This window comes from Marivita cryptomonadis (assembly GCF_002115725.1).
Classification (GTDB): Bacteria; Pseudomonadota; Alphaproteobacteria; order Rhodobacterales; family Rhodobacteraceae; genus Marivita; species Marivita cryptomonadis.
This window is the reverse complement of the sequence record NZ_JFKD01000020.1, coordinates 50,233-65,902: the sequence shown is the minus strand read 5'-3', so window position 1 is coordinate 65,902 and position 15,670 is coordinate 50,233. Positions and strand designations below refer to the sequence as shown.

The following is a 15,670-nucleotide window of genomic DNA, read 5'->3' as shown; positions in this document are numbered from 1 at the left end:
GTGCACGATCTCGAAAGGCTTCACCGCGTTGCCGCAGGCGTCGCATTTCACGGCATCCTGGCCGATCCCCTCGATATGAGTCTCCGGCCAGACGGTGTCGCAGACCGGGCAGCGCGCGGCGACATAGGGGTCGCCAAGGCAGAAGCCTTCGGGCGAGCTGTCATGCCCGGACGCGGTGGCGATCGAGGTCACGGTGATGTCCCGGATGCGGATGGCCACGGCGTCGCCCACCTCGGCGCCCTGCACGAAGACGGGCGTCGTCACCTCATGCCCACCGCGTAGACGCGGGGTGATCATCGGACCCCAGCAGCCCGGCGCCGTGTTGGCGATGATCGTGCCGCCGTTCTCGATCGGGCCAAGCATGGGGGCTTGCGGGTCGAGGACCGAGTTCGTGAATTCCGAAACGACGACGCTTCGGCGTGACGTGGGTGTGCTGCCGTCGGGCATGAGGATCTCCCTTGTGTTGTTCTTCACGGATGCGAAAAAATTAGCGTGAGATCAGAGGCCTGCAAGTCCGAACCTGATCGTCGCGACCCGCTGAACAGTAGGTTCGGGTCCTCCCAGGACGCGGCTACCCAGCCTCCTTCCAGCCCAGACCCGGATTCACCGAGGCGAATCGGCGAGGCTAGGCCCCCAGCGGCTTGCCCCGCTTGCCCTTGCGATGGATGCGGCTCTTCAGGCCCCGGGCGCGCAGCTTGGCCTCCATCTCTTCGGACCGATAGGCCGGATCGGCCCAGACGTCCGAGCCGGTGTTGCCTTGCATGAGCAGGTGATCCACCGCCTGGCTATCGTGCAGGGCCGCGTCGCTGACGTGATAGCGGCGGACCAGCTTGTGCTTGCGGTCCACGTTCACATGGTTCTTGTAGCCGTAGTAGGATTTCCCGTGTTTCTTGGTCCAACGAGCATCCGTGTCCTTCTGCGACCGCTTGGCAGGCTTGTCGGCCCAGCCCTCCGGCATCTCGCCGTTCTTGATCGCCTTGTTTTCCTCACGCGTATTGTGATTGCGCGGCACCGGCACGATGGAGGCGTCCAGGATCTGCCCGCCGCGCGCTATGTAGCCCTGTCGCGCCAGATAGCCGTCGAATTGCTTGAATAGCGCATCGACCACACCCGCCTGCGCCAGCCCCTCGCGGTAGAGCCAGACGGTCTTGGCGTCGGGCACCCGGTCTTCGAGACCCAGACCAAGAAATCGCATGAAGGACAGCCGGTCGCGCACCTGATACTCGATCTGGTCATCGGACAGATTGTAGAGCGCGCCCAGCACCAGCGTCTTGAACATCACCACCGCGTCCATCGGCTTGCGCCCGGCCCGCGACTTCCGCTCCGCCTCAGGCTTCCGCCAGACCCGCTCAAGCGTCGGACGAAACTCCTCCCAAGGCACGATGGCGTCAATCTCAACCAAGGGGTCCCGCTTGGAATCAAGGCTCGCGTAGCGGTCTGAAAGATCAAAGAGCCCCATCTGCGCCATCGTCATCCTCCAGCAGCCGAACGCCCCCTCATCCTACGAAGGCAGCGTAGTCACTGCAATTTTTCGAGATGCCCATAAGTGTGTCCGGGGAAAGGGGTAGCTTGACCATCAGCCGATTTCTGCAACAGAGCCGCTCTGACCTTCGGCGTCGTCGTGGCTTGGCTATGAAGCTTGATCAGCATGTCGCTCTCCCGTCCCGCGCCTCCGTCATAACCCAGCGTGCCACGAAAAGCGCTGACCGACGAGGGGCTATGTGATCATCCGGGATGGAACACGTAAGAAGCGAATGACCGGAGTCCGCCCATAACGTTCGCCACGACCTTCCTGAAGCGCTCGCCACTAGCCGGCAGCTGCGAACCTTAAAACATCCCTTGAGATGCGGTAGGCGCGTGGTCTGCCGGGGACGCGGCTGGGCAGCTTGTACTGATACCCCCTTTCGCCGCCGGGCTTGAGCAGATCCTGCACCTGCAATAGATCGAAGAGGCGCCCAAGGTCAGCCTCTGCCTCTCGCGCGATACCTGCGACGGTGGGACTTGTGAGGTAAACGAAGCTGTCGTCGAACCAGCCGATGTCGCTGAGTGGCACGGTCCCCTCCGGGGCATCCAGCGACACCAGCGCCTCGTCTCGCAGGAGGTCACGAATGGCGGTCGCGGCGCGGCTGAGAAGGGCGCGATCCTGCGCCGACAGCAGACCGCGATGCTTGGCGACCCAGCTTTCGAGGAGGTTTACGCAGAAAATCTTGAGCCTTTTCTGGAGCAGATGCTCCCGCCCAGCCAGTGCACGCGACATGCGCAAGGTGGCCAGATGCCCCGCTCCATACATGGCTCCACAGGCAAGGGCGACGCGGTCGGTTTCGGCGTCAAGGGGTAGATCTTCTCGTCCTGTGATGGTCTTTTTGATCTCCTCTGTTTTGATGCCCAGGTAGGAAGAATGTGCGTGCGTCGCCAACCCCCAGTCGATGCTCGCGCGCAGGACTTCCGGGCCGACGCTACCCGCATGCTGCGCTGCGACCGCCAGGACCCGCTCGGGGTCATCGACCTCCCAGGAACGGCAATCGATATCGATGATGTTGCGCAGATCCTGCCCCGGCAGGGCCTTTCCGTCGCCGCCAAGCAGCGGAACCATGCCCGTCGACAGCACGACGACCCGGCCGGGACCGGCGGCGTCAATCCCGGCCAGAGCTTCGGCGATCGCCGGGATTTTGCGATGATGACGCGGCTCATAGCCCGAGATCAGCACCAGACCGTCCCGGGCCCCACGGATCGCCGCAAGGAGGCGCGACTGCGGCTCGGACCAAGTCAGGTGTAGCTCGGTCGGCTGTCCCCAGACGCTCGCGGCCACCGCGCGGCTCAACCGGCCGGCCCCGTCATTGCCGTGCAGATGCAGCAGAAAGGACCACGATTCTTCCGCCCTGACTGGCATAAGCACCGGCGCGATCGCGGCGCAGAGACCCAGCATCACTGCATTATCTGGCTTCCGCCCGATGACCCCCTCGACCCACTGTGCGGCTGACAAAGCACGGTCCGCCTTGGCCATCGGCCGTGACGTGACCCGGGGGGCACCTGTGAAGAGGACGCCCGCCGCATCGGAGTTTTCTGACCCGGTGACGATTTCACCCGAAGGGAGGATGAAGCGCTCGAAGCCTGTCCCGACCCAGCCGGTAACCCCAACCGCCAGACTGACGCGGTCGACCTCCATCGCCCGCAGCAGATCGCAGACCTCGCCGGGCTTGCCCCGGAGATCAAAACCGCGATCAACAAGCCCTGCCACCACCCGCGCCGGCGCTTTCAGCAGATCCCGCATCGGTAACACCGCGTTCTGCCAGCCCCCGTCGAAAGTCTGGAAGATCACGTCCAGACTCCAGCCGGTTCCGTCGGCCCCACGGGCCTGCGAGCGCACCAGCACCGGGCCACAGAGCGGTTTCGTGCGACCAGCCGATCGGATCTGGTGGATCAAGGGGCCGATCAGCTCGTAGTCTTCCGGCAGGCGGGTGCGGACCTGTTCCAGCAGCGGATCGGCCTGCGCCTGCGGCGCATCTTCAGGCGTGACCTGATCCGCAGCGGGTCCCTCATGTTTTGTGGTGTTGTCCGGCATGCGCGTCTCCTTGGCTGGCGTCGACCGCCATACCCATCCAGGTGAACAGGTAGGGCTCAAGCGATCCGACGATTTTCACATATATAACAACTGCGTCCGCCCATCCAATGGATATGACTTTTCAACTGCAGGCCTTGACCGAGCCCCGCGCCAGTCGCGCCGAGCGCGTTGCGCGGGACATCTCTCGCGCCACTCCGAGAAGCCTCCCGGTTTACCAACTCACACTGTCCGTCGGTCTATCCAATTTACTGTCCGACGTAATATTGTTCATAAACAGTTAGGTACGCAAATACATGGTGAAAATCTTTTTTTCAACTATGCTTGACATCTGGAACACAGGACTCCAACTTTATCACATGGTCACCGGGCGCCCGATGAGCGGGCGAGACCAGAGATCCTACCCTCTGCCCCCGCCCTGACCACAACGTGTCTTTTGGGAGACTCGTCATGGCTAAGAACTACGTAACCCGCAGCGCGGGCGGATTCAATTCCGCGCTTTCCTCCAACTCGATCATCAGCCAGCTCATCCGCAGTCGCGCGATGACCCGCGCGCTGGTCGATCTGACCGCCGCCGAGCGCGACCTTGGCGACGAGACCGGCTTCGACCCGGCCTTCTCCGCCTATCGGGCCGCCGTCGACGAGGCCCGGGCTCGCGTCCTCGCGCACTGCGAGGCGCTGTGCGCCGAGCCCCTCGTCACGCTGCAGACCGCCGGTCTGCAGCGGGTCGCGATGCTGATCGCGACCGTCATCCGCTCCGATGACCCGATCGAGGTGGACCGCACCCGCGCCAGTCTCCAGGTGGCCCGCTGGGCCTGGAGCGTGCCCACCGGTCTGAAGGGCCACCGGTTCTGCAATGAAGTCCTCGATGCGGCGCTGGACGCGCTGGGGTCCTACATCGACCAGCCGGAGGGTCCGCAGGACAGCCCGCCGACGGCGGGCCCGCAGCTTCTGATGGGAGCAGGCCCGGCGGCGAACGGGGAGGATCATGCGGTCCCGGTCGCCCATACCGAGGTGAGCGCCGCGTTCAGCGCTCTTTTGCGCGATCTCGACGCCTGTGTCGCCGCGGAGCGGCGGATCCAGCGCGACGTTGTGGGCGACAACGTGTTCGCCCCGGAGGTCGCCGCGGACCTGGCTGCGGCAGAGGCAGCCCGCGAAGATCTTCTCGCCCGGCTCGCAGAGGTCACCGCGCTGCCGGAACAGCGCGACCTCGACAGGCCCCTGCGCTTGCTGGCGAAGGCCCTCCTGGCGCTCCTCTCGGTGGAGGATGATGGCGACCGCCAGCATATGCACGCGGTGATGGCCGGGAGTGCCGATCTGCTGCTCGTCCGGGGGGATGCGCCTGCGATTCGCCGGGTGCGCGCGTTGCAGGACCGCTTCTTCGGCGGTGTCGCGCAGCTCATGTCGATGGCGGACTACGGAGGAAGGGGAGCTGGGCCAGACGATGACGGCACGGACGACGCACCCGGGCTCGCGGCCTGAGCCGCACCGGACCTCGCAAGGGGGCCCGAGGCCCCCTTTCCCTCTGCCCGAACGATGGAGGCGCGCATGCCCCAACAACCCTTCCTGCCCGGCATCACTTTGCCGACCCGTCCCGCCGAGACCCGGAACGCCCGTGAGGCGCTGGCGGCCTACCCGGAAATGCCCACCGCAGACCTGTGTCGCTATGCGAAGTGGTTGGGGGCCGCCGCCGAGATGCTCGTCGATGCCCTGTTCATGCGTCTCGGCGAACGCATCTTTCCCGCGCCCGAGCATGAACGCCACGACCGTGTTCTCATGCTACCCAACGGTTCGCCCGTCCGCATTCAGGTCAAGACGCGCCATACGACGAATAGCAGCGGCGACTATGTCTTCAACCTGAAGCAGCGGTCCGAGAGGGGAGCAACCGGGCGCGGACCCTATTCCGCGGCGGATTTCGACATTCTGGCGATGGTCGCACTGCCGGACATGGCCGTGCGCTTCACCGCCGACTGGCAGACGCGCCATACGATCTACGCGAGCGAGATCCCTGAGCTTCGCCGCCATCCTCGCGCGTCTCTGGACGTGGCCCTCATGCGCCTCGGCCACGCCCACGCAATCCCCGGCCGCGCAGACGGGCCAGACTGCCTCGACCTCGCCGCCTGACCGACGGGTCACTTTCCCACCCGCAGATCCTTCTTCGGCCCACCCCTTGGCGGCGGGCCGACGCCCCCCCCCTTTGCTCCGGAGTTCTCCCATGACGCAGCCCACGACCTCCTTCTCGACCCCGCCCGCTGCCCCGCCCGTCGCCGACAGCCCGGACTGGGCCATCCTCGCTGCCAAGCTTCGGCACTGCCTCCTCTCCCGGGCCGCCAGTTGGGCCGTCACCGCCTACACCGCTTCCGGCCCCACCGAGGATGACGACGCGGAGGCCCCCGTCGCGACTACCGCCGAGGCCGGCGGCGAAGAGAAGGCCGAAGCGGACGCCGGGCGCACCATCCCTCGGGCGGACGCGGCCCGGTCGAGTTCTCCCAATGATAGCTGGGATCTCGACGGTATTCTCGACCGGATCGAGGCCGAGGCCGATGGGTCTATGGGAGCATTCGCCGACGCGCTGCCCCCCGTCTCGGAGGGCGCCACGGCACCGCGCAAGCGCTACCGCCTTCGTCCTGAGGCCGCACTGGCCGCGGTGCGGCTGGCCGCGACCTTCGGCTCCGCCGACGCGATGGTCCGGGCCCTCGTTGCGCCGGGTGCTGTGACCCTGATCACCACCGCCGACCCCGCGCTCGATGCGCATCTCATCCAGCTGATCGAGCATGTCGCCCGGCCCCACGCGCTCTGGCCGAAGGGCGCACCGGTTCCCGTGGTCCTGACCGCCGAGAAGGCCGCGTCGAGCAAGCTGAACGCGGCTGAACCGGCTGTCAGCGCGCTCTGCGGCTCTCTGCGTCTGGCGCTCGACACGCGCCGCCCGGCGGTCGTCATCGCCCCTGCGGCTGGCACCGCGCCGAAGGCGCTCAAGGTGCTTCAGCCGGAGACGATCGCGCTTGCGCCCCTCGACCGCGGTATGCTGACCCAGCTTCTCGTCGATGCCTATCCGGAGGCAGAGAACCCCGGCACCGCGCTCAGCGCACTGCCCACCGACGCACCGGTCGCGCGGCTCACCCACGGTGATCTGCTCCTCGCCCTGCGCTGGCCCGACCCCGACCGCGCCGTCGCCACGCTGGCCGCCGCGCTGGCCCCCGAAGAGACCCAGACTGGGCCGGGCCTGGCCGCATTCCCGCTGCTTGACGATGTCCGCGTACCGCTGGAGCAGCTCGTCGAGGATCTGCGCGCCTGGAAAGCGGGCGAGATCCCCTGGCGCGACGTCAGCCGCGGCCTCCTTCTCGCCGGCCCTCCTGGCACAGGCAAGACCGAAACGGCCCGCCAGGTCGCCCGCGAGGCGGGGATCGGCATGATCGCTGCGTCGCTCGCCACGTGGCAGGCGCGGGGGGAGCGGTCCTCCGACCTGCTCCGGGCGATGAAGGCGGATTTCGCGCAGGCCGCCAGCGAGGGGCCGTGCATCATCTTCATCGACGAGATCGACGTGTTCGGGGACAGGAACCGCCGCGACCATAATGCCAGCTGGACGGAATATGTCGTCGGAAGTTTGCTGGAGTGCCTCGACGGTTATGCGGCTCAGGAGGGGGTCGTGGCCATGGCCGCGACCAACCACGTCGAAAGGGTAGACCCCGCCTTGCGCCGCCCCGGCCGCTTTGACCGCATCCTCCATCTGCGCCACCCTACGGTCGAGCTGATGCCGCAAGCGCTGCGCTGGCAGGCCTGGCCCGACCTGCGCGATGCGGACTTGACCGCCGTCGCGGCGCAGGCCGTGGGCATGAGCGGCGCCGATGTCGCCGGCCTTGTCCGCGCAGCCCGGGCAAAGGCCCGGCGCGCCCGGCGTCCGCTCAGCGTGGAGGATCTCTCCGCCGCCCTCGCGGAGATCAGGCCCCGCATGCCGGAGGCCGTCCGCTGGCAGGTGGCCGTGCACGAGGCCGGTCACGCGTTGGTCGGTGCCGCCACCGGTGTCGCGACGCCCCGCGTGCTGGCGCTTCAGGGTGATGGCGGCGTCACCCATGCGGAACGGCGCGTGATCCACCAGCGCCGCGCCGAGCTCGAAGCGGCGCTCGCCGTCGACATGGCCGGTCGCGCGGCGGAACGCGTCGTCTTCGGAGAGGCCTCTGCGGGGGCGGGAGGCGCCGCGGACTCCGATCTCGCCCGCGCAACGAACATGGCCGTCGCGCTCGAGGCCGCTTGGGGTCTCGGCGATCGTCTCAGTTGGCTGGGTGACCCCGAGACCATCGTCGCCCGCCTGCGCCTCGACCCGCCGCTCGCGGCCCGCGTCGAGGACCACCTCCGCCGCGCTGAAGAGCGGGCGCTGAGGATCCTGCAGGCCCAGAGGCCGGTCCTCGAAGCCATCGCCACCGCGCTCTGCGACAAGGGCCTGCTGCAGGGTACTGCGCTCGAGGAGCTCATGTCAGAGGTCAGGCCGGAGAGGGCGCCCCGGAAGCCCGGAGATGTGACGGGGGAGATGCCCGCAGTGGCGAACCGGCTGGAAACCGACGAGGAAAGGACGGTTGTTCGGGAGGCGGACTGGTCCGCGCCTTACCGGCCCCTCGATCGCGCCGCCTGATCCGGTCCGGATCCGCCCGCCTGTGATCCACATGCAGGCGGGCGGCAGTAGTTATTCTCCGAATAACAAATCCGCCCGAACAGACGATTTGCTCTCGCCTCAACTAAGGTTCGTTTCTGTTATCAGAACAGTCTGGGTAACCGTTCGATCGCATCTGCTTTGATGCGTACGCTGACATCGTCACGATACGTTTGTTCATTTATCTGGCTGTGGGGCCTTTGATCCTGCCGCCGGAAAGCATGTCCGGTGATGTCGTATCTGGTCACGTCGAGCACATCGGGATCGTGCAACAGGGTGTCATTAACATAGTGTCGCAAGCTATGCATGCAGAGCTCTCTTGGATTCCCATTCAGCGCGATCTTCAGCGCCTTCCGCCACATGTCGTCGATGCTTTCGCCAAATTTTTCCACGCCCTCAGCGGGATCAGGGCTGAGGCTGCGTGCGCTGCCCGTCCGTGGCTTCGGGATAACATCTGGGAACAGAAACGTTTCGCCCTGTGCCCGCATGCGCGCGGCATGTTCCACCAGACCCAGTTCCAACAGATGCGAGTGAATCGGAACGAACCTCGTGAGTTTCTTTCGCGGATCCGTTGTCCCTTCTTCCTCGCCTTTTAGCCCACGCCAGGCGTTAGACTGGTTCACAGCGCAGCATGCAGGCAGCTTCGGTCCAGAGTTCCTGCGGGCGAGCATCGAGTGGGGCGTCGGGTCACGCGGTCAGTACCTTGGTATCAGAACCGATGACATTCGCGACAGTGTGGCCGGACCGGATGATCTGCCCCTTGACACTGAAACCGAGCGCGTCGTGCTCGCTTGCGGGGCGATGTACGCAGCGGGGAATCTGGTAACCTTACGAATGAAGTCTTTCCTGGCCGGGCCGCAGGGCCCGCTCCAGACGAGGCTCCAGACCTTCTGCGTGCAGCTCCTTGAAAGCTGGATCGCCAGGCACCGCGGCGTGCTGTCGGCGCAGGATCGCGCCCTGCTCAGCCGCGCGGCCACGTCGGTTCGGGACCTCCTGCGGGACGAGGCGCTGGTGTCGCTGGAAGAACCGGACGGGACCGTTCCGATCAGCGAGACCGGGTGGTTCGACGACAGCTTCGTCTACCTCACCGCGCCCACGATGGCTGGCATCGCGCAGGCCGCAGAGGCGGATCCGGGCCGGCTCTTCGATCTCCTGCAGGTTCAGGATCTACTCAAGCCCGGCGGCGAGCGTGGCTTCCAGTACAAGATGCCCAGCCGGGTGCCCGGCAGGCCACGCGCCTACCGCATCTCGCGGGATGTTCTGCGGTTCGCAGCCGCCAGCCAGAGCTGAGCGTGTCGAGAAGGTCGTGGCGAACGTGATGGGCGGAAGGACGAAGCCGCTATCGCGGCAATGGCGCTTGTGGCTGGGGTGTTGAGCTGTTCCTAAGGCCGCGTATTTTGCGATTTTGCTAACCTGTCTGACGATTGAGGTTTCTCATTCTGATGACAGGAGGTTCCCATGACAGAGGAGAAGATGAGCCCGCTGCGTGCGCGGATGATTGAAGATATGCGCATTCGCGGAATGTCACCGAAGACCCAGCAAGGCCATATCAGGGCAGTCAGGTATTTTGCTGAGTTCATAGGGCGCTCACCCGATACTGCGACGCCAGATGAGCTCCGCGCGTATCAGCTTCACATGACCGATAGTGGGGTCTCGACGGGCGTGTTCAACGCCAGGATCGTGTCACTACGGTTCTTCTTCGGCATGACCTGCGGGCGTGAAGAGATGAAGCGATACATGCAGTTCCGGCGCAAGGCGAAGAAGCTGCCCGTTGTCTTGAGTGTCGAGGAGGTTGGCGACCTATTGGCGGCGGTGCCGGGGCCCGGCCTGAAGTATCGCGCTGCTTTGGGGATCAGCTATGGGGCTGGCTTGCGCGCGTCCGAGGTCTGCAATCTCAAGGTCTCCGACATCGACAGCGACCGGATGCTGATCCATGTCGATGAGGGCAAGAATGACAAAGATCGCAAAGCAATGTTGTCGCCCGCCTTGCTTGATCTGCTGCGTGACTACTGGCGGGAAGCGAGGCCCGAAGGATGGCTGTTTCCGGGCAAACCCAAGATCATGGCCCTGTCACCGCGTCAGCTGAACCGGGCCTTCACGTCCGCAAAACACATGGCCGGGATCAACAAGCCCGCCACTCTGCACACCTTGCGCCACAGCTTTGCAACGCATCTGCTCGAGGCCGGAACGGACGTGCGGGTGATCCAGGTGCTTTTGGGACATTCCAAGCTCAGCACGACAGCGCGCTATACCCATGTCGCCACCAAGACCATCCGCGGCACCGTCAGTCCTTACGAGATGTTGGAGAAGCTGCAGGATCACACCGTCAGGCGGGGATTGGAGTAGCGGCGCGGGCGGTTGCCGCGCCCACGACTGGAGATCGCAGATATCTTTCGGAACTACGGGCCTGCGTATCGGCAGGCCAATACTGGGCACATCAGTCTTGGCCAACTGAAGGTGATGTCGGCAATTGAAGCCTGCCGAACCGAGGCGCTCGGCGGGCATGTGGCAGGTTGCACCAAATGCGGCCACCACCACATTGCCTATAACTCTTGCAAAAACCGGCATTGCCCCAAGTGCCAGGGACCAGCGGCACGCGATTGGATGGAGGCGCGGGCCGAAGACTTGCTGCCCGTAGAGTACTTCCATGTCGTCTTCACGTTGCCCGCAGAGATTGCCCGGTTCGCCTATTGGAACCAGAAGGCAGTCTACGGCCTCTTGTTCCGCGCTTCAGCGCAAACCGTCATGACTATCGCGGCCGATCCTAAGCGCCTCGGTGCGAAGGTCGGCATGACCAGTGTGCTGCATACCTGGGGATCTGCACTGACCCATCATCCCCATATCCACATGATCGTCCCGGGCGGAGGTTTGTCACCGGACGGCAACAAATGGGTCGGTTGCAAGCCAGGGTTCTTCCTGCATGTGCGGGTATTGGCGCGGCTGTTCAGGCGCCTGTTCCTGGAAGGCCTTCTCGAGTTGTACCGTGCAGGCCAGCTCACTTTCTTTGGCAATCTCGCCTGCCTGGCGCGAGCGGATGCCTTCGCGAAGTGGCTCGCCCCGTTCCGCAAAACCGACTGGGTGGTCTATGCCAAACCGCCCTTCGGCGGACCTGAGGCCGTGCTGGCCTATCTGAGCCGTTACACCCACCGGGTCGCGATCTCCAACCATCGGCTGGTCAGTGCGGATGCCAATACCGTGGCTTTCCGCTGGAAGGATTACTGGATCAAACACGGTGATCGTCAAAAGGTCATGTGTCTGGCCACACCTGAGTTCATCCGTCGCTTCCTTATCCACGTCCTTCCCGAAGGCTTCCACCGCATCCGCCACTACGGTCTGCTGGCCAGTTCAGCGCGCAAAACGAACATCAGGAAGATCCGGGCTTTGCTTGGCGCTCAACGCACCGAAGAAACCACCGAGCCAGAGTTGGAGCCCGAGCCGACCTCTCTCACCCTGCGCGAGCCGTGTCCCTGCTGCGGCGGCCCTATGCGCATCATCGAGATCTTCCGGAGCGGTCAGATACCGATGTCACGCGCGCCACCAAGGGAGCAGGCCGCATGATCCGATGCTTGCCCTCGCGTTTAGATATGTTTCGATCGTCTCTGGCTGATCGGCTAAACACGCTTGCGGCCAACATCCAAAAAGACGACCTGCATTGCGTTCTCACCACCCAATCTACGCAACAAACGGGAACTGGGTGGCAGAAAAGCACTGCGGCGGGCGCACTCGACACGGGAAACAGCGCGCCAGTGGCAATGGCAGCCTCACCCGCCAGCCCTCTTTCCCCATAGGTCACAACCAGCCCCCGCGGCTTCCTCCTTCCGAGGTTTGTCAACGCGGGCCGCACGCCCCGCCGGAAGGAAATGTCGCACCCCGGCCCGCATCGAAAAACCTTCAGGATTCCGGACATTCTCTGCGGGCGCGAGATTTAGGGGTGAATCCGATGGAAGCTGACATTCAAATTGCCACCCGACCGGCGTACTCGCTGCACCAGCGCAAGGCAGCTCAGAGCCCAGAGCGGGCGTGACCCATTGCCGATGCGCACGGTTGCAGCAATGAGACCGACACTCGCATTCAGATGCTACGCAGCAAGAAAGCCCTTCGGCTCAGCGGCAGCCATTCTTCGGACACTGATGTCCGGGTCGCGGACAATCGGGACTTTTAGGCCTTCGAAGAAAATACCCGAGCATATGGTCCCCAGTGGTCGACGTTGCACCCAAAAGCTGTTGTCAGCTTCGATCCAAAGCAGATGGGATCATCCAGTTTGCTTCATTCGAGCTCGCGCCATTTGCAGATGCTACAGAGATCGGTCGCAAATCCTTGGCGCGTCGCTGGCAACGACGGAAAAAGGAGCACGATCAAGTATGATCAGATGCTCGATCAAACGGTATGTTCCCGGCTTGGGCAACAGGTTGAAACATACGTCGGTAGGTGCCCGGGGTAACGCCTGTAAGTCGCTTGAAGAGCCGGCCGAAGAATGAGGTGTTATCGTATCCAACAGCCACTGAGATTTCTTCAACCGCATCGTTGCTCAACTCAAGTCGGCGCTTTGCTTCCTCGACCCTCAGGCACTGGATCCGGTTTATCAGGCTGCTTCCCGTCGCACGCTTGAACCGTCTCTTCAGAGTTCTTTCGGAAAGACCCGAAAATGCTATGGCGCCGTTAATCGGTGCGATCTGTTGGAAATTCTCTCCAAGCCAATCTTCGACGGCAATGATGACGCAGTCTTCATGGGTCGTTCGCTGAACCAGCGCCGCGTAGGGTTTCTGACCTTCTTCGTGCCAACGAAGAAGGCTGCCTTTTGCGATGCGGAGTGCCTCTTCCGCGCCGCAATGGCGTGCGATAATGTGGAGCGCGAGATCTTGCCAGGATGTTGATCCACTCGCCGTAACAATACGGCCCGATGGGTCTGCAGTTACAAGGCAGGAGCCGTGAACATAGTTGACGGCGTCGAAGTGCCTGCTGAAATAATCCTTGTAGGCCCAATGGCTTGTTGCCGCGCGCCCATCAAGTATACCGCTTGCCGCGAGTAATATGGCGCCAGTACAGCTGGAGTATATCAGACTGCCGGATCGATGGCACTTTCGTAGCCAAGCTGCAAGTTTGGCATCGTTTTCGGCGAGATGTCTCTCTGGTGGCCGCCAGATTTCCGGAACCACGACAATCTCTGGAACGATGTCATCTTCGATCGTGTAGTCTGCAATGATCGGAACCCCATTCGCACACCGAAAGGCGTCTCGTTGATTGCTGACGACTTGCGTTTGGAAAAGAGTTTGCCGTGCCCCTGTGCCGACGAAGTCGGGCCATAGATTTCCGGCAGAAGAAAGCATGTCGACCATGCCGTAGAGCACTCCGCCACCGGTTTCACCTGTAGCCAGGATTGCAGTCTCGATTGGCAAGTCTCTTTGCAGATTCATTACTGAACTTTGGCGCAAATGGACGGAAATTGTCAATAATCGATCTTACGCCGAAGTTTTCCCACGCCTACCGTTGGTCTCAAACTGATCGGATTTGGAGCCAGCATTTAATGGAACTGCCTTTGCGACACCCCCGCTTCATTCTGATCTGCGCCATGGTATCGGTGGCGGCCGGGTCGTGGGGTCTCTATTGGCTGCCGCAGCGCTTGCTACTTGATGCGGGCCTCACCGGTGGATGGGGAACGATAGCGCAGTACGTGATCTGTCTCATGGTACTGGGCCCAATAGCACTTTGGCGCGTTGCATGTGGACAACCGATTGGCCTAAAGCACTGGGTTTGCGGTCTCCTGCTTGGAAGCGGCGTAATTCTTTATGCGAACTCGTTTCTCGTGACCGACGTCATTCGTGCACTTGTTTTCTTTTATCTCTCTCCCGTCTGGGCGACCCTGATAGAAGTGGTGTTTCTGGGTAGAAGGCCCGGCTGGCACCGCGCGGTAAGTATCGCTCTGGGTTTGACGGGTGCCTGGATCGCTATCGGTTTAGACATTGGTCTACCTGTGCCTACACAGCTCGGCGACTGGTTTGGCCTGATCGGTGGCATGCTTGTTGCAGCAGGTGCTGCCAGAACCGAGATTGAGCAACCTGACGGCGTGTTTCCCTTGCTATTTGTTGTGTTTGTCTTCGCGTTTGCCGCCACCTTGTGGCAATATCCCATTCTAGCAAACTCGATTGGGTCCCGGCCGTCCTTGCCTGTCGTGCTAGCCAGTCTGCCGCTTCTGCTCGGCCTTTCCTTGTTTTTTGTTCTTCCCACAACCGCTGTGATAATCTGGGCACCTGCAAGGATAGGGACTGGTGTCTTCGGTATCCTAATTCTTTCTGAATTGGTCGTGGGGGTGATCAGCGCTGGACTGCTGACGGATGAACCTTTTGGCTGGCGCGAGGTTACGGGTACGTCGCTCATCTTGATCGCGGGTATCGCAGAGTTGCTTACTCCAGCTCATAGGGCTGATCCGGTTCGAGCAAAGGCATCGTAAAGCAGTTCATCAACCACATAAGCAAAATATCTGTTACAGGTTTTGGCATGATCCAGATGCGCTAGCCCTGCGCAGCGAACGACCGCTTCCAAACTGGACCAGTTTTACTGTGCGCAATGAACGATTGAGGGAGACCGCGCCGCAGTTCCGCGCCAGACTCCAAAAATTCACCGTAGCGCGGAGACAAGTTTCGCTGCCTCAGCATTCGGCAGAAAAGTCCCGCATGTGAGACGTCAAGCTGCCGCGCGGCGAATGACCGGTTCGGATCTGTCCCATTCAGCCGTGCACGAACGACCGCTTCGGCGAAGGCGTGCTGCACTGCCGCAAGGCAAATCGTTACTCGATCGTGCCGCCGACGTGAACGTCGCTGCTCCAGCATCAGGCAGCTTGGTCCGCGATGTGTGAGTTAGCCAGGGCCAAGATTTTGCATCCGCAGCAAATGGCTGGTTCGACGGGCCGCACCGCGGCGGACGGAGCCCCGGACAAAGGTCGGCTAAGGGCCGATCACGTCGATGTACCGCTCAAGAGCCAACGACCTGTTCTACATGCTCCCCCCAAGCCTTCCCCGCCAGAAAACAGAGATCGTACAGGCTGACCGCTGAGGTCTCGCGCCCGCAGGTCAGCCGCTTCAGCACCTCAGGCGCGAGGTACGCCAACCGCAGCTGGCGGCTGACATGGCTCTCGGCCAGTCCGACGTCCTCGGCCAGTTCCTGTGTAGGAGGGAACTCGCCTGCCTCCATGCGCCGCCGCGCCGCCAAAGAGCGGCCAATCGCGCCCAAAGCAGCATGAAAATAGAACTGCGTCACACTTGGAGTGTCTTCGTCCGCTCTCGGAGCGAACGGAGAGGTCACTTTTATGCAGTGACCCCAGAAACGTAGGCACCAAGCGCGACGCTGGCGAAAATTTTCAGCCCTAAGGACACCGAATCTTTACTTGACATCATATTTATGACCATTAGCATGCTTAATGACTATTGGTAAGTTTAAGGGATATCTGGGCAGTCTATAGCCGCCTGCCG

General features: G+C 62.8%; 13 protein-coding genes and 1 pseudogene. 7 read left to right on the top strand and 7 right to left on the bottom strand.

Going from position 1 to position 15,670, the window contains the following annotated elements:
- The 4 genes and pseudogenes from MCRY_RS18530 to MCRY_RS18520 all read right to left on the bottom strand — a co-directional run.
- Nucleotides 1–447, bottom strand: a 447-nt coding sequence (locus tag MCRY_RS18530) for an acetamidase/formamidase family protein (protein WP_176234523.1), incomplete at its 3' end; no start/stop codon positions are given.
- Nucleotides 448–634: 187 nt separating this feature from the next.
- Nucleotides 635–1,468 (bottom strand): annotated as a pseudogene (locus MCRY_RS18525) (IS5 family transposase); the annotation flags it as partial.
- 50 nt (nucleotides 1,469–1,518) lie between these two features.
- Nucleotides 1,519–1,650, bottom strand: a complete 132-nt coding sequence (locus tag MCRY_RS23540) for a hypothetical protein (protein WP_280523440.1) — start codon at nucleotides 1,648–1,650, stop codon at nucleotides 1,519–1,521.
- Between the two features lie 157 nt (nucleotides 1,651–1,807).
- Complete coding sequence (locus MCRY_RS18520; RefSeq protein ID WP_085632642.1) at nucleotides 1,808–3,562, bottom strand: DUF927 domain-containing protein; 1,755 nt, start codon at nucleotides 3,560–3,562, stop codon at nucleotides 1,808–1,810.
- Nucleotides 3,563–4,009: 447 nt separating this feature from the next.
- On the opposite strand from MCRY_RS18520, the gene MCRY_RS18515 reads away from it, so the two are divergent.
- The 3 genes from MCRY_RS18515 (at nucleotide 4,010) to MCRY_RS18505 (ending at nucleotide 8,186) form a co-directional block, all read left to right on the top strand.
- Complete coding sequence (locus MCRY_RS18515; RefSeq protein ID WP_085632640.1) at nucleotides 4,010–5,041, top strand: hypothetical protein; 1,032 nt, start codon at nucleotides 4,010–4,012, stop codon at nucleotides 5,039–5,041.
- A 66-nt stretch (nucleotides 5,042–5,107) separates the two neighbouring features.
- Nucleotides 5,108–5,683 carry a PDDEXK-like family protein gene (locus MCRY_RS18510; RefSeq protein WP_139834118.1) on the top strand — a complete coding sequence of 192 codons (576 nt, stop codon included), beginning with the start codon at nucleotides 5,108–5,110 and terminating at the stop codon, nucleotides 5,681–5,683.
- A 91-nt stretch (nucleotides 5,684–5,774) separates the two neighbouring features.
- On the top strand, nucleotides 5,775–8,186 hold the full coding sequence (locus MCRY_RS18505) for an AAA family ATPase (RefSeq protein WP_085632636.1): 2,412 nt from the start codon (nucleotides 5,775–5,777) through the stop codon (nucleotides 8,184–8,186).
- Between the two features lie 122 nt (nucleotides 8,187–8,308).
- Here MCRY_RS18505 and MCRY_RS18500 read toward each other — a convergent pair whose 3' ends face one another.
- Nucleotides 8,309–8,710: a site-specific integrase gene (locus MCRY_RS18500; protein WP_139834117.1), complete on the bottom strand. Its 402-nt coding sequence runs from the start codon at nucleotides 8,708–8,710 to the stop codon at nucleotides 8,309–8,311.
- Nucleotides 8,711–8,753: 43 nt separating this feature from the next.
- Between MCRY_RS18500 and MCRY_RS18495 the strand changes: the two genes are divergently transcribed.
- The 3 genes from MCRY_RS18495 to MCRY_RS18485 all read left to right on the top strand — a co-directional run bounded on the left by MCRY_RS18495 (nucleotide 8,754) and on the right by MCRY_RS18485 (nucleotide 11,762).
- The gene (locus MCRY_RS18495) at nucleotides 8,754–9,494 is read left to right on the top strand and encodes a hypothetical protein (protein ID WP_085632632.1); all 741 of its coding nucleotides are present in this window, start codon (nucleotides 8,754–8,756) and stop codon (nucleotides 9,492–9,494) included.
- 168 nt (nucleotides 9,495–9,662) lie between these two features.
- On the top strand, nucleotides 9,663–10,550 hold the full coding sequence (locus MCRY_RS18490; protein ID WP_085632631.1) for a tyrosine-type recombinase/integrase: 888 nt from the start codon (nucleotides 9,663–9,665) through the stop codon (nucleotides 10,548–10,550).
- A 12-nt stretch (nucleotides 10,551–10,562) separates the two neighbouring features.
- A complete protein-coding gene (locus tag MCRY_RS18485; protein ID WP_085632629.1) occupies nucleotides 10,563–11,762 on the top strand; it encodes an IS91 family transposase in 1,200 nt (399 codons plus the stop codon).
- A gap of 797 nt (nucleotides 11,763–12,559) precedes the next feature.
- Here MCRY_RS18485 and MCRY_RS18480 read toward each other — a convergent pair.
- Nucleotides 12,560–13,618 carry a GlxA family transcriptional regulator gene (locus tag MCRY_RS18480; RefSeq protein ID WP_085632627.1) on the bottom strand — a complete coding sequence of 353 codons (1,059 nt, stop codon included), beginning with the start codon at nucleotides 13,616–13,618 and terminating at the stop codon, nucleotides 12,560–12,562.
- Between MCRY_RS18480 and MCRY_RS18475 the strand changes: the two genes are divergently transcribed.
- Entirely contained in the window at nucleotides 13,594–14,652 is a 1,059-nt protein-coding gene (locus MCRY_RS18475; protein ID WP_176234522.1) for a DMT family transporter, read from the top strand. The genes MCRY_RS18480 and MCRY_RS18475 overlap by 25 nt on opposite strands.
- 521 nt (nucleotides 14,653–15,173) lie before the next feature.
- On the opposite strand, the gene MCRY_RS18470 is transcribed toward MCRY_RS18475, so the two are convergent.
- Nucleotides 15,174–15,458 carry a hypothetical protein gene (locus MCRY_RS18470; RefSeq protein ID WP_139834116.1) on the bottom strand — a complete coding sequence of 95 codons (285 nt, stop codon included), beginning with the start codon at nucleotides 15,456–15,458 and terminating at the stop codon, nucleotides 15,174–15,176.
- Nucleotides 15,459–15,670: the final 212 nt, after the last annotated feature.